The organism is Actinomycetospora sp. NBRC 106378 (assembly GCF_030269685.1).
Classification (GTDB): Bacteria; Actinomycetota; Actinomycetes; order Mycobacteriales; family Pseudonocardiaceae; genus Actinomycetospora.
The window spans coordinates 138725-156700 of record NZ_BSTT01000012.1 but is presented as its reverse complement, the minus strand read 5'-3'; the positions used below and the strand labels follow the sequence as shown (position 1 = coordinate 156700).

Sequence of the window (17976 nt, the reverse complement as noted above, 5' to 3'; positions counted from 1 at the left end):
TGAATCGTCACCTACTGGACAGGTGGCGTCACCGCCTGCTCCACTCGGACGTATCGTCTCGGGAGCGCTTGCGGCCTGACCTAGACTGGGTGACGTGGTCCACGACCCGCGCGCCCCCGCCGCCCGCCGGGTGGTGGACGAGGAGGCCCGCGGGGCGGGCTCCGGGGCCAGCCTGGACGACGTGGCGCGTCTGGCGGGGGTCTCCGCGTCCACCGCCTCGCGCGCGCTGAACAACCACCCGCAGGTCGCCGCCGCGACGCGGGAGCGGGTGCTGACGGCCGCCGCGGGGCTCGACTACGTCGTGTCGCCCGAGGCCTCGCGCCTCGCCGGCGGGACGTCGCGCGCCCGGGTGGCCGTCGTCGTGCCGCACCTGTCCCGGTGGTTCTTCGGCCGGCTGCTCGAGGGCCTGGAGGCGGGGCTGCACGAGGGGGCCGGCCCCGGGGTGGACGTGCTGCTCTTCCTCGTCGGCGACGTCGCGGGCCGCCGGGCCTTCTTCGAGCAGCTTCCGGCCCGACGGCGGGTCGACGCGGCCGTCGTCGTCGGCTTCGAGGTCGACGAGGCCGAACGCGCCCGCCTCGAGCTCCTCGGCGTGCACATCGTCTCCGCGGGCGGTCCCCGCGAGCCGTTCCCGTCGGTCACCGTCGACGACCACCGCGCCGCCCGCCAGGCCGTGGACCACCTCGTGCACCTCGGGCACCGCCGCATCGCCCTGCTCGCGTCGGAGGACCCGGCGGACCGCGGCCCCGACCTGCGGTCGACGGGCTACCGCGACGCGCTGGCCGACGCCGGCCCGGAGCCCGACGACGACCTCGTCGTGCGCGTCCCCTTCGGCGGGCCGGGCGGCGCGGAGGGCATGGGTCGGCTCCTCGGCCTGCGCCGTCCCCCGACGGCCGTCTTCGCCACCGCCGACGAGATCGCGGGCGGCGCGGTGCGCACCCTGCGGCGCGCCGGGCTCCGGGTGGGCGCGGACGTGTCGGTGGTGGGCATCGACGATCACCCGGTCGCCGAGGTGCTCGACCTCACCACCGTGGCGCAGCCGGTCCACGAGCAGGGCCTGGTGGCGGGCCGGATGGTGCGGGCGCTGCTGGCCGGGGACGCACCCGGCGCGGTCACCTCGCGGATCCTGCCCACGCACCTGATCCTGCGCGGTACGACGGGACCGCCCCCGTGAGCGCCCCGGAGCTGCGACTGCGCACCCCGTCGCCGCAGCTGCTCGCCCTCCCCTGGGACGTCCCGCTCGCCGACTGGGACCCGGCGACGGTCCCCCTGCGCGACCTCCCCGTCGGCCCGAGCCGCCACCTCGTGCGGTTCGTCGTCGCCGACGGGGTGCTCTGGGCGCTCAAGGAGCTCCCGGTGCGGCTGGCCCACAAGGAGTACGAGGCGCTGCGGCGGATGGAGGCGATGGGCCTGCCGACGGTGCGCGCCGCCGGACTCGTCGTCCGGTCGGTGCCCGAGGACTCCGCCGTCCTCGTCACGCGCTTCCTCACCGGGTCCTGGCAGTACCGGCGGCTGTTCGCCCGGTTGCCCCCGGACCGCGCCGCCCACCGGGCCCGCCTGCTCGACGCCATGGCGGGCCTGCTCGTCGAGCTGCACCGCCACGGCGTGTTCTGGGGCGACTGCTCGCTGGCCAACACGCTGTTCTCGCGCGACGGCCAGGCGCTGCAGGCGCACCTCGTCGACGCCGAGACCGCCGAGATCCACCCCTCGCTCTCCGACGGGCAGCGGCAGATGGACCTCGACATCCTCGTCGAGAACGTCGCCTCGGGGCTCATCGACGTCGCGGCCTCGCTCGGCCGGCCGCCGGAGATCGAGCCCCGGCTGATCGAGGAGGCGCTCGGCGTGCCGGAGCGCTACCAGGCGCTGTGGGACGCCCTGCACGCCGCGCCGCGCTTCGCCTTCTCCGACCGCTACCGCGTGGAGTCCACCGTCCGGGATCTCGAGGAGCTCGGGTTCGTCGTCGACGAGGTCTCGCTCGTGCCCGACGGCGACGCGGTGCGGCTGCGCGTCGGCGTGGGCGACCGCCGGTTCCACGCGCAGCGGCTGCGGGAGCTGACCGGGCTCGACGTCGGCGAGGGGCAGGCTCGCGAGCTGCTCGCCGACCTCCAGGCCCACCGGGGTGCGCTGTCGCGGGCCGAGGGCCGGCGGGTGTCCGAGGACGAGGCGGCCCCCAGCTGGTTGCACGACGTCCTGACGCCGGGGATGCGCCGCGCGCACGCCGCCGTCGGGCACGTGGGGACGGCCGTGCAGGCGTGGTGCGACCTGCTCGAGGTGCGCTGGCTGCTCTCCGAGGCGGCCGGGCACGACGTCGGGACCGACGCCGCGATGGAGGCCCTCGCCGAGAAGGCGCCCACCGACTCGGCCGCCCGCGCCCTGGTGGCCGACACGCGGGCGGACCTGCCGGTGGTGGGCTCCTCCGACCCGAACTGAACGAACGGCACTCTCGCGCACATAGATGCTGCGAGAGTGCCGTTCGCTCGGAATCGGGGTGCCGCCGGACGGGTCAGTGCGCGGCGAGCCAGACGGCCGTGTCCGGCGGGAGCCGCCGCCCGTCGAGCGGGCCGCTGGCGAGCAGCACCCCGTCGTGGTCGGGCAGGTCGACCGTCTCCGCCGACAGGTTCACGACGGCGAGGAACGCCGGGGAGCGCCGGAACACGAGGACGGCGTCGCCCGCGGCCGACACCCAGTCCAGGTCGCCCTCGCCCAGCGCGGGGTGCCGACGACGGGTCGCGAGGGCCGCGCGGGCGAGTTCCAGGAAGGAGCCCTCCGCCCCCTCCTCGGCGGACACCGCGTACTCGCCGAACCAGGCGGGCTGGGGCAGCCAGGGGGACGCTCCACCGTCGGGACCGAAGCCGAAGCTCGACCCGGTCGGCGTCCAGGGGATCGGCACCCGGCAGCCGTCGCGGCCGCGCTCGGTGTGCCCGGAGCGCTCCCAGGTCGGGTCCTGCAGGGCCGCCTCGGGGATGTCGTCGACCTGCGGCAGCCCGAGCTCCTGGCCCTGGTAGACGTACATGCCGCCGGGCAGCGCCGCGTAGAGCAGGAACGCGGCCCGGGCGCGCCGGACCCCGAGCTCGACGTCGACCGGGTCGGACTCGTCGAACGTGGCGTTGCCGTGCCGGGAGACGGTGGGGCGGCCGTACCGGCTCGGGGCACGGACCACGTCGTGGTTCTCCAGCACCCAGGTGGCCGGCGCTCCCGCCGACGACAGGAACCCGGTGGTGGTGTCGATCGTCGTGCGCAGCGCGGCCGGGTCCCACGGCGCCACGAGGTAGTCGAAGTTGAACGCGGTGTGCAGCCGGCCCGGGCCGACGTAGCGCGCGAGCCGCTCCGGGCTCGGCGTCCAGGCCTCGGCGACGAACATGCGGGCGCCGTCGTAGGAGTCGGCGATGCGGCGCCACGACTCGTAGATCGCGAGGACGTCGTCGCGGTCGACGTAGGGATGCTCGCCCGGTCCCGTGGAGAGACCGACGAAGTCGGTGGGGTCGGCGAGGTCGGGCAGGGCCGGGTCCTTGACCAACCCGTGGGCGACGTCGATGCGGAAGCCGTCGACGCCGCGGTCGAACCAGAAGCGCAGGACGGCCTCGAACTCGGTGTGCACCTCGGGGTTCTCCCAGTTCACGTCCGGCTGCCCGGGCGCGAACAGGTGCAGGTACCACTGGCCGTCGGCGACGCGCGTCCACGCGGGCCCGCCGAAGTGCGAGAGCCAGTTGTTGGGCGGCTCGGCGCCGTCCGGTCCGCGACCGTCACGGAACAGGAAGCGGGCCCGGGCGGCCGAGCCCGGTCCGGCCGCCAGGGCCTCGACGAACCACGCGTGGTGGTCGGAGAGGTGGTTGGGGACGAGGTCCGGGATGATGCGCAGCCCGTACTCGTGCGCCTCGGCGATGAGCTTCTCCGCGTCGGCGACGGTGCCGTACGCGGGCTCGATCGCCCGGTAGTCGGCGACGTCGTACCCGGCGTCGACCTGCGGCGACGCGTACCACGGGTTGATCCACAGGGCGTCGACGCCGAGGTCGCGCAGGTAGGGCAGCCGCTCGCGCAGGCCCGCGAGGTCGCCGATCCCGTCGCCGTCGGAGTCGGCGAAGCTGCGGATGTAGACCTGGTAGATGACGGCGTCGCGCCACCACAGAGCTTCGGTCGTCACGCTGTCCGAGCCTACGGGCCGCCACCCCAGGGACCGCAAGCGCTTGCAGCGGACGATTCCGGCGCATTCCCCGGCACGATCGCGCCCCCGAGGTCTACCTCAGACAGGTCCTGGAGCCTGCGCACCTGCCTGACGCCATCCTCGCGGGGTAGCGCCGGACCCGGTCGCCCGTTTCCCCACGCCGAGATGCACACCAGGCCGGACCCGCGGCCCGTGGAGCTGCCCGATGTGTACCTCGCGAGGGGTGGACTCAGGTACTCACGGCGCACTGCCCCCGGTCGACCCACGTCGGGCCCGAGGCGCTCGGCCGGACGTCGATGTCGAAGATCGCGGTCGGCACGTAGAGCGTGGCGCAGGAGTTGGGCACGTCGACGACCCCCGACATCCGTCCCTCCACGGGCGCGGCGCCGAGCATCAGGTACACCTGCTCCTTCGACCACCCGAACTTCGAGAAGTACTCGATCGCGTTCAGGCAGGCGTTCTGGTAGGCGAGCGTGGTGTCGAGGTAATGCTGCTCCCCGGTCCGCGGGTCGACCGAGAAGCCCACGAAGGTGAGGAACTCGGAGTAGCGCGGCTCGACGTTGCCCGGCATGAAGATCGGGTTGGTGGAGACGCCGTAGGTCTCCATGCCGCCCTTGATGACGTCGACGTGCAGGTCGATGAACCCGCCCATCTCGATCGCGCCGCAGAACGTGATCTCGCCGTCGCCCTGGGAGAAGTGCAGGTCGCCGAGGGAGAGGTTGGCGCCGTCGACGAACACCGGGTAGAAGATCCGGCTGCCCTTCGACAGGTTCTTGATGTCCTGGTTGCCGCCGTTGTCGCGCGGCGGGGCGGTGCGGCAGGCCTCGGCGGCGGCCCGCTCGAAGGCGTCGCCGGACAGCGAGCCGAGCACCGCGTTGTGCGGCTCCGGCGGCAGCGCGAGCGGCGGGACCCGGTCCGGGTCGGTGGCGATGAGCGCGGCCTCGCGGGCGTTCCACGTCTGCAGGAGCGACGCGCTCGGCGCGGTACCCATGAGCCCGGGGTGGACGATACCGGTGAACTCGACGCCCGGGACGTGCCGGCTGGTCGCCTTCTGGCCGGAGAAGTCCCAGATCGCCTTGTACGCCTCCGGGAACCAGTCGGTGAGGAACCCGCCGCCGTTGGAGCGGGCGAAGAGGCCGGTGTAGCCCCAGCCCTGGCCCGCGACCGGCCCCGTCTCCTGCGGCACCGGCCCGACGTCGAGGATGTCGACGACCAGCAGGTCGCCCGGCTCCGCGCCCTCGACGGCGAAGGGGCCGGAGAGCTGGTGGACCATCGAGAGGTCGCAGTCCCGGATGTCGTTCGCGTCGTCGGAGTTGACGATCGTGCCGTCGAACCACTCCCTGGACTCCACCCGGAAGCTGTCCCCGGGCTTCACCGTCGCGACCGCCGGGATGTCCGGGTGCCAACGGTTGTGCCCGACGAGCGCCTGCTCGCGGAACGGCTTGGACTGGTCGACTCCGAAGATCACGTCGGGCACGGGCGGTCTCCTCTGATCAGGGGCGGGGGAGGCGGGCCTGGCGTGGGTCGGCCGGCGCGCGCCGCGGCGGTGCGGGCGAGGGGGCCTTCACGACGGCGGGTGCGGCGGCCGAGCGCTCGTGCGCGGCCAGGGCGGCGTGGGTCGGGCCGCCGACGTTCAGACCGGGCGCGGTGATCCCGCGCGGCGCGTCCGTGCCGCAGGAGGGGCAGGGCGCGCTGGGGCCGACCGCGGCCATCGTCGCGAACGCCTCGAAGTCCCCGCAGTCGGGACAGCGGAACACGTAGGTCGGCACGGGCTCGCCTCCGGCGTCGGGACCACGGTGATCAGAGCACGTGCGCACCTGACCATCAATCGCCCGGACGCCGTTGTCACGGACCCGCAACACGAGCGATCTTCGGGGACGGCGGGCATCCTGGAGATCGATGCAACCCGGTCGTCTCCAGCGCCTCACCGCCGCCCACGCGCGCGACGGCGCGAGCTGCGTGTGGTGTGCCCGGCCGCTCGACGACCGCGTGCCCGCGACCACCGACCACGTCATCCCGAAGGTCAAGGGCGGGCCGTCGTGGTTGGAGAACGAGGTCGCGGCGTGCCGGCGGTGCAACGGCGAGCGCGGTCACCGGGGTGTGGTCGACTGGCTCGAGGAGTGCGAGCGGCGCGGCTGGAGCCCGGACGTGCCGCGCCTGGTGCGGGTCCTCGACGCCCTCGACGAGGCCATCCGCGTGCGTGGCGGACAACGCCGGGCGCGGCCGCACCTGGACGCGCAGCGCCGTCGGCTCGCGAAGCGGAGTCCGTCGGCCGCGGCGTGATCGTCCCGTCGGCCGCCGTCGCGCGAGAGTCACACCAGGCAGCCCGGCGGGCCGGGGAACGTGACTCACGTGCCCCTCGCGACCGGGTCAGCCGTACGCCGCGTCGAAGAACGCCAGCTCCAGCTCGACGGCCCGCGCGAACGCGTCCTCGTCGGCCCCGACGCGGTCGACCTCCCCGCGCAGGAACGCCACCCACGCCGCGAAGGCCGGCCCGCGGTGCAGCTCGATCCACTCCGCGTGCAACCAGTCGGCGGGCGCGTTCCCGAGGCGCTGCGCCCAGTCCAGGTAGACCCACTCCGCGACCAGCAGCACCGTCATCGCCGTCGCGTAGTCGGCCGAGCGGCGGGCGTCGTCCATGAGGGCGAGGAAGCCGGCGGTCGGGGGCAGCGGCTCGGCGGGGCCGACGACGCCGAGCCGGGCCAGCGCCCGGGTGAAGTAGTCGTCCTCGTCGCCGGCCACGAGCCCGAGCTGGCGGGCGACGACCATCCTCGGCCCGGGCCGGTCGGCCCCGGCGACGGCCGCCCCGAGCAGCGCGACGAACGCGTCGAGGAAGAGCGCGTCCTGGGCCAGGTACCGGGCCAGCACCGGGTCGGCGACGGTGCCGGCGCCGAGCTCGTCGACGAACCGGTGCCCGACGGCGGCCTCCCAGGTCGACGCGTGACGACGGCGGAGGTCGGCGCTGGTGGTCACCGGCCGAGTCTGACGATGCGGCGATCCTCCCGCTGGACGACAGCAACGACGCTTTCCTGCCACGGGGTGGGGACAGAGGAACGGCCCGGGCACCGCCGTGGGGGCGACGGCGGTGTCCGGGCCGTTCGGGCGTCCTCCTCGACGAGGGAGTGCGAGGAGGACAGGTCTCAGCGGTCGAACTGGTCGGGGTCGGGCCCGATCCGCTCGGCACGCTCGAGCTCGCCCATCGCGGCCATCTCCTCGTCGGAGAGCTCGAAGTCGAAGATCTCGAAGTTCTCCTGGATGCGCTCCGGCGTCACCGACTTCGGGAAGACGATGTTGCCGAGCTGGATGTGCCAGCGCAGCGTCACCTGCGCGCCGGTCTTGTCGTGCTCCCGCGCGATCCCGACGATCGTCTCCTCGTCGATCACGCCCTTGCCCTGGCCGATCGGGCTCCACGCCTCGGTCGCGATGCCGTGGCGCTCGTCGAAGGAGCGCATCGCCAGCTGCTGCATGTGCGGGTGCAGCTCGATCTGGTTCACCGCGGGCACCGTGTCGGTCTCGGAGAAGAGCCGCTCCAGGTGGTGGTCCTGGAAGTTCGAGACGCCGATGGACTTGGTCTTGCCGTCCTTCACGGCCTCCTCGAACCCGCGCCAGGTGTCGACGTAGAGGTCCTTGCCCGGCAGCGGCCAGTGGATGAGGTACAGGTCCACGTAGTCGAGGCCGAGCTTGGACAGGCTCTCGTCGAGGGCCTTCTGCGAGTCCAGGCGGCCGTGATTCGAGTTGTTGCACTTGGTGGTGACGAACAGCTCGTCGCGCCCGATGCCGGACCCGCGGATGGCCTCGCCGACCTCGGCCTCGTTGCCGTACATCTGCGCGGTGTCGATGTGGCGGTAGCCGATCTCGAGCGCCTTCGCGACCGTCTCCGCGGTCTGCGACTGCTCGATCTGGAACACACCGAACCCGAGCTGCGGGATGGTCGCGCCACTGTTCAGCTCGATGCCGGGGACGTTGCTCATGTCGGGCGAGTACCCGGGCCGGCGGCGTGCCGAACAGCCGGACCCGGGTCACCCGTCAGGCTGTGGCGAACGCCCCCAACGTGGCGTTGGGCTTGACGCCGGAGAACGACCGGTGCCACGTCCGGTAGTACGCGACCTCCTCGTCGCTGCGCAGCTCCCAGCCGTTCTCGACGACGGGGGGCTCGGCGCCCTGCGCGCCCTCCTTCGCCTTCTCCTTCTCGACGAGCTCCGCGAGCACCTCGCCGGCGCCCGAGCCGTCGCCGAACTGTTCCTTGCCGCGCCAGAGGATGTCGTCGAGGACCATGTCCTGGAACGCCTCGCGCAGCAGCTGCTTCTCGGTGCGGCCCTCGCCCATGAGCTTCCACTCGGCGGGGATCGCGAGCATCTCCTCCATGACCGTGGCGTCGAGGAACGGCACGCGGGCCTCGAGGCCGTAGTTCATGGTGGTGCGGTCGCAGCGCTGCAGGTTGAGCTCGTGCAGCGTCTCGATGGAGCGGACCAGCTCGGCCTGCAGGGCGTCCGGCGTCGTGAAGGCCGGGTCCTCGTGGACGTAGGAGTAGCCGGCGAACAGCTCGTCGGCGCCCTCGCCCGTGAGCACGACCTTGACGTGCTTGACCGCCTCGCGGGCGAGCAGCAGGTTCGGCACCGCGGAGCGCACGAGCGCCGGGTCGAAGTGCTCGATCACCGTCACCGCCTCGTCGAGGGCCTCCTCGAGGTCCTCGGCGGTCGGGACGATCTCGTGGTGCTCGGTGCCGAGGTACTCGGCGACCGCCCGGGCGGCGAGCAGGTCGGCGCTCTGCTCGGTCCCGACGGCGAAGGTGGGCAGCTTCTCGCCCTTCTCCGCGGCGACCTGCGCGGCGACGGCCGCGACGATCGCCGAGTCGAGCCCACCGGAGAGGAACACCCCGACCGGCACGTCGGACATCATGTGGCGACGCACCGAGTCGGAGAGGACCTCACGGATGTGCGTGAGCACGCCGTCGTCCCACTGCTTGTCCGGGGCGTACCGCGCCGGGCGCACCTGCACGGGCACGGCGTCGGCGAAGCGGACCATGGTGCCGCCGGCGACGTCGCCGGACTCCGGCAGGCCGGGGCTCCAGACGTACCCGGGCGGGAAGGCCTCGACGAGCGGCTGGTCGGCCTCGTCGAAGGCCCGCAGCTCGGAGGCGAACAGGGTGACACCGGGGAGCTTGGCCCAGTAGAGCGGCTTGATGCCGATCGGGTCGCGGGCGACGACGCCGTGCCCGTCGGTGTGGGCCATCGCGAGCGCGAACATGCCACGCAGGTCGTGCAGCGCGGCCGAACCGTCGCGCAGGACCAGCCGGAACGCCGACTCGGTGTCCGAGTCGGTGGCGAAGCGGACCTCCGAGAGCTGGTCGCGGATGTCGGCGTGGTTGTAGATCTCGCCGTTCCCGACCACGTAGGCCGAGTCCGTCTCGTCCGCGATCGGCTGCTTGCCGCCGGTCACGTCCATGATCGAGAGACGCTGGTGGCCGAGCCACGCGCTCTCCAGCTGGACCCGACCGGAGTCGTCCGGGCCACGGTGGTGGATCCGCGCGAGCATCCGCTCGCACTTCTCGGGGTCGATGTCACCGTACGCAGCAACGATTCCGCACACAGGCGCTCACGCTTCCTTCGTCAGGGTGCCTGACCACAGGTACACGAGCGATTCACGCGACGCATGGGAACGGGGTGCTCGTCACGCATCGTTAACGGTCAAGGCCCCCGATCACGGCGGCGGCTCAGCGCCAGGCGAACACCGGCTGCTCGAGGCCGTCGACCCGGGTCGCGCGGTCGCGCAGCGCGACCTCGGCGAACTGGAGCATCACCGCCGCGGTCGGCGCGTGGACGCGGTGGCCGACGATCGGCAGCTGCACCACCGGCCGGTCGGACTCCGGGATCTCCAGGTAGTACGGCTCGACGTCGAGCTCGTCGAGGGTGACGTGGTAGAGCCGGGCCACCTCGTCCGGCGAGGGCACCAGGCTCCCCAGCGGCGCCGCCGTCGTCATGACGACGGGCGTGATCACGAAGCCGGACCGCGTCGGGTAGTCGTCGAGCAGGCCGACGACGTCCGCCGCCCCGAGCTGCAGGCCCAGCTCCTCGTGCAGCTCCCGCAGCCCGGCGGTGACCGCGTCCTCACCGGGGTCGAGCGAGCCGCCCGGCAGCGCGAACTGCCCGGGGTGGTCGCGCAGCTTCGAGGTACGCCGGGTGAGCAGCACCCCGGGCCCGCGCTCCGGGTCGTCGAGCAGCACCACCGCGACCGCCGCCCGCCGGGCCGGGCGCATCGAGCCGTCGCGGGACGGGACCTCGGGCAGCGAGGCCGGGTCGACCCGGCGCCGGGAACGGTGCGAGAAGGCCGCGACCCGGGCGGCGATGGTCGACGCGTCCGGGCGGCTCGGGTGCCCCGTCACCCCCAGAAGATGCCGGTCGGATCCGCGTCGACGATGTCGAGCAGCGGCGCCGGCGACGAGGCCTTCGTCTCGTCCGGGTAGCGGTGCCAGCGGCCGCCGGAGTCCGGCCACAGCAGCACCCAGCGGGAGTCGGCCGCGTCGTAGCGCAGCTGCGCGATCGGGGCGGTCGACCACTCCGTGGCGAGCTCCGGGAACACCGGCGCCCGGCGGCACGACAGCGTGATCCGGCCCGCGCGCTCCGCGTAGGAGATCTGCATCGAGTCGCGCTGCGCGTCCGGTACTCGCCGGGTGCACCACCGGCGGACGATCGCGCGGTGCTCGTCGGTCACCTGCACGGCACTCACCCCGTTCCCCGTCGCCGCATCCGTGCTCGCGGGTCACTGTGACATGACGACCCCGCCGTGCGGGAGGGCGCACCGGTGGCATCACCCCGACCGTCCCGTCGTTCCGCCTACTGACACCATCACGGCCGGATCACGACACGGGAGGGTGACGGATGCGGCGACGGCGGCTGGTGGCCGGGTGCGTGCTCGCGGGCGCGCTGCTCCTGGCCGGGTGCGGCGGCGGGGCCGACGACGCGGCGGCGCCGGCGATCGACCCGGCGGTGAAGCCGTACTGCGACACCGTGGTCCGGGTCCAGGCCGAGCAGACCTCGCCGCAGGCCGGGCAGGGCGGGGTGCCGGCGGCCAGCGCGGTGGCCCGCAAGCAGGTCGACGACCTCGTCGCGACCGCCCCGCCCGAGCTCGCGGCCGACTGGCGCACCGTCTCCGACCTGACCGACCGGGCGCTCGGCTCGCTCGCCGCCACGAGGGGCGACCCGAACCGGATCGACCGGGCGCAGCTCGCCGCGCTCGAGCAGCGGTCGCTCCCCGCGGTGCAGCGCATCAAGGACGTCACCGCCGCCCGCTGCCACGTGGAGTTCCGACCGTCCGCGTAGGTGCCTGCGGCCCGGAGCGCACCTAGGGTCTGCGGGCATGGACCAGGTCAGCCGTTTCGGCGTCACGGAGCTCTCCGACCTGCCCGACGACCTGCGCGACCGGGTCGGCGCCATCGCGGAGAAGTCCGGCTTCGTGCCGAACATCTTCCGGGCGCTCGGACGCCGGCCACGCGAGCTCCGGGCGTTCCTGGACTACCACGACGCGCTGATGGACTCGAACGACGGCCTGTCCAAGGCCGAGCGCGAACTCGTCGTCGTGGCCACCTCCGGGGCGAACCACTGCACCTACTGCATCGTCGCCCACGGCGCGATCCTCCGGGTGCGCAGCAAGGACCCGTTCCTCGCGGACGCGGTCGGCACCAACCCCTACGGCGCCGAGCTCACCGGTCGGCAGCGGGCGATCGTCGACCTCGCGCTGACCCTCGCCGTGGACTCCGCGAGCTTCACCGACGACGACGTCGACGCCGCCCGTGAGGCCGGGCTCTCCGACGACGAGATCTGGGACGTCGGGTCGATCACCGCCCTGTTCGCGATGTCCAACCGACTGGCCCACCTGACCGCTCTGCGCCCGAATGCGGAATTCTTCACGATGGGCCGCCAGGGGTAGTCCCCCGGCATGAGTTCAGTAGCCGTCCTGGGCACCGGGATCATGGGCGCCGGCATGGCCCGCAGCCTGCTGCGCGAGGGCATCGACGTCACCGTCTGGAACCGGAGCAGCGAGAAGGCGAAACCGCTGGCCGACGACGGCGCCACCGTGGCGGACTCCGCCGCCGAGGCCGTGGCCGGCGCGGACGTCGTCGTCACGATGCTCTTCGACATCGAGCCGGTGCTCGCGGTGATGGCCGACGCGGCCGGCTCCCTGCGCGACGACGCGGTGTGGGTGCAGGCGAGCACCGTCGGGATCGAGGGCACGCGGCGCGTCGAGGCGTTCGCGCAGGAGCACGGGATCGACGTGCTCGACGCCCCGGTGCTCGGCACGAAGGCGCCGGCCGAGAACGGCAAGCTCGTCGTCCTCGCGTCCGGCCCGTCCGCGCTGCGGGAGAAGGTGACGCCCGCCTTCGACGCGATGGGCGCCCGGACCCAGTGGGTGAGCGAGACGCTCGGCGACGCGAGCAAGGTGAAGCTCGCCGTCAACGCGTGGATCGGCGTCATGGTCAACGGCACCGCCCAGTCGATCGCCCTCGCCCGGGGACTGGGCCTCGACCCGCAGCAGTTCCTCGACGCCGTCGACGGGCAGGCCGTCGACTCGCCGTACGTGCAGCTCAAGGGCAAGGCCATGATCACGGGCGACTACACGCCCTCGTTCGAGCTCGACGGCGTCATCAAGGACACCGACCTCATCCGCGACGCCCTCGCCGAGGCGGGCACGGCGACGACGCTCGCCGACGCCGTGGCCGACCGGCTCGCCGCCGCGTCCGCGCAGGGTCACGGCGCCGAGGACATGGCGGCCGTGGTGTACGGCTACGGCACCTGAGCCGCCCCCCGTGGCAGGAAAGCGTCGTTGCTGTCGTCGGGCGACAGCAACGACGCTTTCCTGCCGGACCGGGCCGGGACCCGTCGTCAGGAACTCTTCGCGGCCTTGGCCAGACCCAGCGCGTAGTCCGGCATCCAGTCGCCGGCCTTCGGGCCGCCGCGGCACTCGCCGTCGGAGTCACCCGGCTCCTTGACCCACAGGAACGCGGCGACCCGCGGGTCGCCGGTGTCGCGGGTGGGCGGGGTGCCGAGCGCACGCCCGGGCGGGTTGCACCAGTTCTTGTCGTCCGAGCTGGTGTAGGCCCCGTTGCCGTTGCGGCTGGTGTCGATCACGAACTTCTTGCCGCCGACCTCGTCCGAGACCTTCTTGCCGTAGGCCTCGACGGCGTCGGTCGACTGGAAGTTCGACACGTTGAGCGCGAAGCCGGCCGCCTGCGACACGCCGGACTTGCGCAGCCCGTCGGCGAGCTTGCCGGTGTCGGTGACGAAGCCCGGGTTCCCGGCGTCGATGTACACCTCGCCGCCGGCCTGCGACAGCGTCGTCACCGCATCGGAGAGCAGCGCCTCGCGGCCCTCCTGCTCGCCCTGGCCCTCACAGTTGGTCAGCGTCTGCGCGAGGGCGTCCGGCTCGAGGACCACGACGGTCTTCGTCCCGCCGAGGCCGGAGGCGAACTGACCGATCCAGTCGCGGTAGGCGTCGTCGTCCGAGGCCCCGCCCTGGGAGTAGAGGCCGCAGTCGCGGTTGGGGATGTTGTAGGCCACCAGCACGGCCGTGCGACCGGCCGCCTTCGCCTGCCCGACGAGGCCACGGACCTCGTCGGCCGTGTCGCCGTCACTGCCGATCCAGCGGGCGACCGGCTGCCGGGCGATCTTCTCGAGTTCCGTGGCGTCCACGGACCGGCCCTGGTCCCGCCACTCCTGCACCTGCTTGGCCGCGGTCGACGCCGGGTCCACCCAGAACTCCGACGCCGCGGCCGGGACGATCGTCTGGGGGGCCGCCGACTCCTCGCTCGTGCCACCGCCGGAGCACCCGGCCAGCGTCAGTGCCGCGATCATGGCGAGCGCACCCGAGGCGATGTGCCTCCGTCGTGCCGACATCCTGCCGAGCCACCCCCGGTGTCGTTCGTGGTCGCTGTCCTGCGGCGGGACCGGTCGTGTCCTGCCGCACAGAGTCCCATCCGCGCTGACGGGGCCCGTCGGCACCCCGTTCTCGTCCGGGGCGCCCCTGCGGTGTTCGTGTGCCGCGCCCGAGCGGATCACCGACCCGAGGGTCAGCTCGCCTCCGTCTGCTCCGGCTGCCGAACGCGACGGCGACCGTCCTCGGGACGCGCCGCCGGCGGCGCGACGGCCGCCAGGGCGACCACGCGCACCGCGACGGTCGACGCGTGCAGAGCGCGCTCGCTCGTCGTCAGGCCGTCGTCGGGGGCATCCTCGCCACCGCGCGGTGTGACCTCGGTGTGCCCGGCGGCCCCGTTGACGGGGGCACCGTTCGCGACGGCAGCCTTCGTCCCGTTCGGGGTGCTGCCGTTGACCGGTGCGCCCGCCACCGCGGGGACCTGGCCCGGCCGGGCCGGGCGGCCGTCGGCCGACGTCCGCGAACGACGCTCGAGCGGTGCGATCTCGTTGCGGTGCACGGTGGGCGCCGCGACGGGCTCGGGCGTCTCCGGCGTCGCGCCGGCCGCGGCAGGACGAAGCCGGTGCGGCTCCGGACGCGCGGGACGGGCCTGGTCCGGACGCTGCTCGGGCCGCGGTTGGTCCGGCCGCGGGGCCGGACGGACGCCGCCGGGCTGCGGCTGCTCCGCCGCCGGACGCTCCACCGGCGCCGGCCGACCGGGCTGTCCGGGCTGCTGCGGACCGGGGCGCGGAGCGGTCGTCCGCGGCACGGGCGTCGGGCGCTTCGCGGGCCCGCCGGTGCGCGGCACCTGGGCGCCCCCGGGCTGACCGGTGGGCGCCGGCTGGCCGTTCGCGCCGGGCTGACCCGGCGTCGGGCCGGGGACCGGGCGCGGACGCGGACCGCCGGGCGGCGGACCGGCCGCGGCCGCCGGGCGGGGCGCCGGGCTCGGGGTGCGCGGGCCGGGGGACGGGGTCCCGACGGCCGGGGAGACCGGCGCGGGACCGACCGCGGTCTCGGCGCCCGACTCGCCCTGCCGGACCCACCCGGCGGGCAACGGGCGGTAGCGCTCGCCGTTCGCGACCTCGGTGCGCGACCCGGACTCGCCCTGGGGGACGCCCACGCCGGCGGGCACGGGGCGACGGTCGTTGCCGGTGCGGATCCAGCCCTCGGGCAACTTGCCGACCAGCGGCGAGCGGAACGGCGCGGAGGCCGGGCCCTCGGCGATCATCGCGTCGAGGGCGGCCCGCTGCAGCGACTCGGTGGTGATGCCGGTGTGCCCGCTCGACGTCCGGGCCGGCTCGGCGGTGATGACCGGCTGACGGCCGACGACCCGCTCGACGATCCACAGCGCGGGGGGCGCGAGGCAGGCGCAGAGGGCCACGAACGGCCAGAGCAGCACGGCGGGCGTCGCGTAGCCCATGAAGATCGACGTGACGATCGCGCCGAGCAGCAGCACCGCCCACTGCAGATGGCGGCGGAAGGTGAGGATGTGGTCGGCGCTGGAGGACAGGCCCTTGGGCGTGACCACGAACTTGGCCGGGAGGCGCAGCAGCGTCGCGAGGAGCGAGGCCGCGAAGATCGGCGAGGCGAAGATCGACATCAGCATGCCCTTGACGCCGGAGGAGCCCTCGGCCTCGTAGGGGCTGACGTTGTAGCGCCGGTTGCGCAGGTAGACCCAGAGCTGGAACGCCGTGGCGTCGACGTAGAGCGCGAGCCACAGCTGCACGGGGACGACGACGCCCTGGACGCCGAGCGCAAGGAAGAGCACCGCGTTGACGGCGCCGAGGATCCAGCCGATCGCCATCGACGGGTAGAACGTCGTGATGAGGATGTAGTGCAGCGCCCGGCCCGGGGAGAGCATCGGCAGGCGGCGCCAGAACTCCGTGAGCAGCACCTCGAACGTGCCGCGGGACCAGCGCATCTGCTGGCTGAAGAAGTCGCCCCACGACGACGGGCCCTCGCCGACGGCGAGGACGTCGGGGGTGTAGACCGACTTCCAGCGCGCCTTCGTCTGCGGGTTCCGGTTCACGTGGAACTTCAGGCCGGTCGCCATGTCCTCGGTGACCGAGTCGGAGAGTCCGCCGATCCCCTTGAGGGCGCTGATGCGCATGGCGTTGTTCGTGCCGACCAGCATCGCGGCGTTGTAGCGGTTCGCGGCGCGCTGGATGAGCGAGTGGAACGGGAACTGCTGGGACTCCGCCGCGCGCGTCACGAACGTCTCGTCGTTGGCGTAGCACTGCGGGCCGACGACGAAGGCGACGTCGGGGTCGCGGAAGTAGCCCAGGATGCGCTCGGCGTAGTTCGGCAGCGGCACGTGGTCCGGGTCCACGGACAGGAAGATCTCGTAGGAGTCCCCGTGCTCCGCGACCCAGGCGTTGTAGTTGCCGTGCTTGGTCTTCGCCTTGAAGGCGCCCTTCTTGCGGTTGTACTTCTCGATGCCCTTGCGGGTGAAGTGGTTGACGCCCAGCTCGCGGCACATCGCGCGGACCGCCGGGTCGTCGCCCTCGTCGAGGATCCAGACGTCGAGGATGCCCTGGTAGCGGATGCGCAGCGCGGCCTGCAGCGTCCCGCGGACGACGTCGATCGGTTCCTTGCTGGGCACGATCGTCGTCAGGAAGGCGACGCGCTGGTTGGCCACCGGCGGGACCGGGACCGGGTCCCGGGAGATCACCGAGGCCAGCGACAACGAGAAGACGTTGATGAGGCGCAGCAGCTCCATCAGACCGATCGAGCCGATGACCACCCAGTTCGCGTACGTCGCGAACGCCGGGGCGTTGATGTCGACCGGCGGACGGTGCGAGGGGTGCAGCAGCCAGAGGAAGAACAGGGCCTCGAACGCGAAGTTCAGGCCGGCGACGAGCAGCGACCGCCACACACGGCCCTTGCCGTGCACGGCGTCCACACCGCGGTAGGAGACGCGGTAGTCCGCGGGGTCCCCGTCCAGCTCCCGGACGGGTCCGGCGAGCTGAGAGAACTCCTGGATACGACGTCCGACGACGAGTTCGCTCTCGTCGACCTCGTCGGCAGGTCTCTCGGCTAGAAGCGTCATCGGCCGTTTCGTCTCGAAGGCAGGGGCTCGAGGAGAGGTGGTGCTGGGGAGCGTCCTGGAGTCCTCGTCGTCGTGGCGTTCGGCGTGCGGTTCCGCAGGGACCCGCCGGCCGGTCGCCGTCCTCCCGTCTGATCGTCCACGTGCGGTTCGGTTGCGCGCAGTCCGCGCTCCCGGTGTCGGGAGAACGGTACGGGCATCACTGACCGTGCTCGTGAAGGGGGACGGTCCAGCACGCCCGGACGTTGCCTCGCGGCCGGAAATCGGTGCATCGGACCTGCCACACACCGATCTGACACGCGGTCCCCGGACATCCGGTGTGACGATGCGTGATCGTCAGGACCGCCGTCCGGGCCGGGGTGGCAGGTCGTGCCGGGTGATCGTGAGCGCTCCGTCGCGCACCGAACCCGTCATGAAGGTACAGAACGGCTGACGCCGGCGATCGGTGGGTGAACCCGGGTTGAGCAGGCGCAGTCCGCCGGGTGTCGCGGAGTCCCAGGGGATGTGGCTGTGGCCGAACACCACCACGTCCGCGGGGTCGTCGGCCTCCGGACCGAACCAGGCGTCGCAGCGGCGCTCGCGGCCCTTCGCGTCCCCGGTCTCGTGCAGCACGGCGAGCCGGAGGCCCCCGACCGTCGCGCGCGCGACCTCGGGCATCCGGGCCCGCAGCTCCTCCCCGTCGTTGTTGCCCCAGCACGCGAGCAGCCGGCGGGACCGGGCGACGAAGGCGTCGTGGGTGGCGACGTCGGTCCAGTCGCCCGCGTGGACGACGAGGTCCGCCGCGTCGACCGCCGTCCAGACCTCGTCGGGGATCCACCGCGCATGGGTGTCGGAGACCAGGACCAGCTCCACGCCCCGGGTCGAG

Annotated in this window: 17 protein-coding genes; 6 read left to right on the top strand and 11 right to left on the bottom strand. The window is 73.3% G+C overall.

Annotated elements, in window-relative coordinates; genetic code table 11:
• Positions 1-94: 94 nt before the first annotated feature.
• Positions 95-1171, top strand: a complete 1077-nt coding sequence (locus QSK00_RS23265) for a LacI family DNA-binding transcriptional regulator (protein ID WP_285594563.1) — start codon at positions 95-97, stop codon at positions 1169-1171.
• The gene (locus QSK00_RS23260; RefSeq protein WP_285594562.1) at positions 1168-2427 is read left to right on the top strand and encodes a DUF4032 domain-containing protein; all 1260 of its coding nucleotides are present in this window, start codon (positions 1168-1170) and stop codon (positions 2425-2427) included. Before QSK00_RS23265 ends, QSK00_RS23260 begins: the two co-directional genes overlap by 4 nt.
• A 73-nt stretch (positions 2428-2500) precedes the next feature.
• Here the strand turns inward: QSK00_RS23260 and QSK00_RS23255 are convergent, their stop codons facing one another.
• From QSK00_RS23255 to QSK00_RS23245, 3 genes are all read right to left on the bottom strand, one after another.
• Complete coding sequence (locus tag QSK00_RS23255; RefSeq protein ID WP_285594561.1) at positions 2501-4138, bottom strand: glycoside hydrolase family 13 protein; 1638 nt, start codon at positions 4136-4138, stop codon at positions 2501-2503.
• Positions 4139-4388: 250 nt separating this feature from the next.
• The gene (gene fmdA, locus QSK00_RS23250) at positions 4389-5636 is read right to left on the bottom strand and encodes a formamidase (RefSeq protein WP_285594560.1); all 1248 of its coding nucleotides are present in this window, start codon (positions 5634-5636) and stop codon (positions 4389-4391) included.
• Between the two features lie 16 nt (positions 5637-5652).
• A complete protein-coding gene (locus QSK00_RS23245) occupies positions 5653-5928 on the bottom strand; it encodes an FmdB family zinc ribbon protein (protein WP_285594559.1) in 276 nt (91 codons plus the stop codon).
• A 130-nt stretch (positions 5929-6058) separates the two neighbouring features.
• Between QSK00_RS23245 and QSK00_RS23240 the strand changes: the two genes are divergently transcribed.
• Positions 6059-6442: an HNH endonuclease gene (locus tag QSK00_RS23240; protein WP_285594558.1), complete on the top strand. Its 384-nt coding sequence runs from the start codon at positions 6059-6061 to the stop codon at positions 6440-6442.
• Between the two features lie 87 nt (positions 6443-6529).
• Here the strand turns inward: QSK00_RS23240 and QSK00_RS23235 are convergent, their stop codons facing one another.
• From QSK00_RS23235 to QSK00_RS23215, 5 genes are all read right to left on the bottom strand, one after another.
• On the bottom strand, positions 6530-7132 hold the full coding sequence (locus QSK00_RS23235; protein ID WP_285594557.1) for a TenA family protein: 603 nt from the start codon (positions 7130-7132) through the stop codon (positions 6530-6532).
• 167 nt (positions 7133-7299) lie between these two features.
• Entirely contained in the window at positions 7300-8130 is an 831-nt protein-coding gene (locus QSK00_RS23230; RefSeq protein ID WP_285594556.1) for an aldo/keto reductase, read from the bottom strand.
• A gap of 55 nt (positions 8131-8185) precedes the next feature.
• Entirely contained in the window at positions 8186-9748 is a 1563-nt protein-coding gene (gene asnB / locus QSK00_RS23225) for an asparagine synthase (glutamine-hydrolyzing) (protein ID WP_285594555.1), read from the bottom strand.
• A gap of 124 nt (positions 9749-9872) precedes the next feature.
• Positions 9873-10541: an NUDIX hydrolase gene (locus QSK00_RS23220; protein ID WP_285594554.1), complete on the bottom strand. Its 669-nt coding sequence runs from the start codon at positions 10539-10541 to the stop codon at positions 9873-9875.
• Positions 10538-10876 (bottom strand): DUF3024 domain-containing protein, encoded by a 339-nt coding sequence (locus QSK00_RS23215; RefSeq protein ID WP_285594553.1) that lies wholly within the window; start codon positions 10874-10876, stop codon positions 10538-10540. Before QSK00_RS23215 ends, QSK00_RS23220 begins: the two co-directional genes overlap by 4 nt.
• Positions 10877-11037: 161 nt before the next feature.
• Here QSK00_RS23215 and QSK00_RS23210 point away from each other — a divergent pair, with 161 nt between their 5' ends.
• Genes QSK00_RS23210 through QSK00_RS23200 form a run of 3 tightly spaced genes read left to right on the top strand, consistent with a single transcriptional unit; the run spans position 11038 to position 12952 of the window.
• Positions 11038-11478 (top strand): hypothetical protein, encoded by a 441-nt coding sequence (locus QSK00_RS23210; protein WP_285594552.1) that lies wholly within the window; start codon positions 11038-11040, stop codon positions 11476-11478.
• Positions 11479-11515: 37 nt separating this feature from the next.
• On the top strand, positions 11516-12085 hold the full coding sequence (locus QSK00_RS23205) for a peroxidase-related enzyme (protein ID WP_285594551.1): 570 nt from the start codon (positions 11516-11518) through the stop codon (positions 12083-12085).
• A 9-nt stretch (positions 12086-12094) separates the two neighbouring features.
• Positions 12095-12952 carry an NAD(P)-dependent oxidoreductase gene (locus QSK00_RS23200; RefSeq protein WP_285594550.1) on the top strand — a complete coding sequence of 286 codons (858 nt, stop codon included), beginning with the start codon at positions 12095-12097 and terminating at the stop codon, positions 12950-12952.
• Positions 12953-13038: 86 nt separating this feature from the next.
• On the opposite strand, the gene QSK00_RS23195 is transcribed toward QSK00_RS23200, so the two are convergent.
• From QSK00_RS23195 to QSK00_RS23185, 3 genes are all read right to left on the bottom strand, one after another.
• On the bottom strand, positions 13039-14007 hold the full coding sequence (locus QSK00_RS23195) for a glycoside hydrolase family 6 protein (protein ID WP_285594549.1): 969 nt from the start codon (positions 14005-14007) through the stop codon (positions 13039-13041).
• Between the two features lie 215 nt (positions 14008-14222).
• Positions 14223-17114: a glycosyltransferase family 2 protein gene (locus tag QSK00_RS23190; RefSeq protein ID WP_285594548.1), complete on the bottom strand. Its 2892-nt coding sequence runs from the start codon at positions 17112-17114 to the stop codon at positions 14223-14225.
• Positions 17115-17447: 333 nt separating this feature from the next.
• Complete coding sequence (locus QSK00_RS23185; protein WP_285594598.1) at positions 17448-17963, bottom strand: metallophosphoesterase family protein; 516 nt, start codon at positions 17961-17963, stop codon at positions 17448-17450.
• Positions 17964-17976 lie beyond the last annotated feature (13 nt).

What these genes read in the sequence shown, in the direction of transcription:
- QSK00_RS23190 (WP_285594548.1), bottom strand. Translation starts at nt 17,114, where the DNA reads ATGACGCTTCTAGCCGAGAGACCTGCCGACGAGGTCGACGAGAGCGAA.
- QSK00_RS23230 (WP_285594556.1), bottom strand. Translation starts at nt 8,130, where the DNA reads ATGAGCAACGTCCCCGGCATCGAGCTGAACAGTGGCGCGACCATCCCG.
- QSK00_RS23210 (WP_285594552.1), top strand. Translation starts at nt 11,038, where the DNA reads ATGCGGCGACGGCGGCTGGTGGCCGGGTGCGTGCTCGCGGGCGCGCTG.
- QSK00_RS23200 (WP_285594550.1), top strand. Translation starts at nt 12,095, where the DNA reads ATGAGTTCAGTAGCCGTCCTGGGCACCGGGATCATGGGCGCCGGCATG.
- QSK00_RS23240 (WP_285594558.1), top strand. Translation starts at nt 6,059, where the DNA reads ATGCAACCCGGTCGTCTCCAGCGCCTCACCGCCGCCCACGCGCGCGAC.
- QSK00_RS23195 (WP_285594549.1), bottom strand. Translation starts at nt 14,007, where the DNA reads ATGATCGCGGCACTGACGCTGGCCGGGTGCTCCGGCGGTGGCACGAGC.
- QSK00_RS23205 (WP_285594551.1), top strand. Translation starts at nt 11,516, where the DNA reads ATGGACCAGGTCAGCCGTTTCGGCGTCACGGAGCTCTCCGACCTGCCC.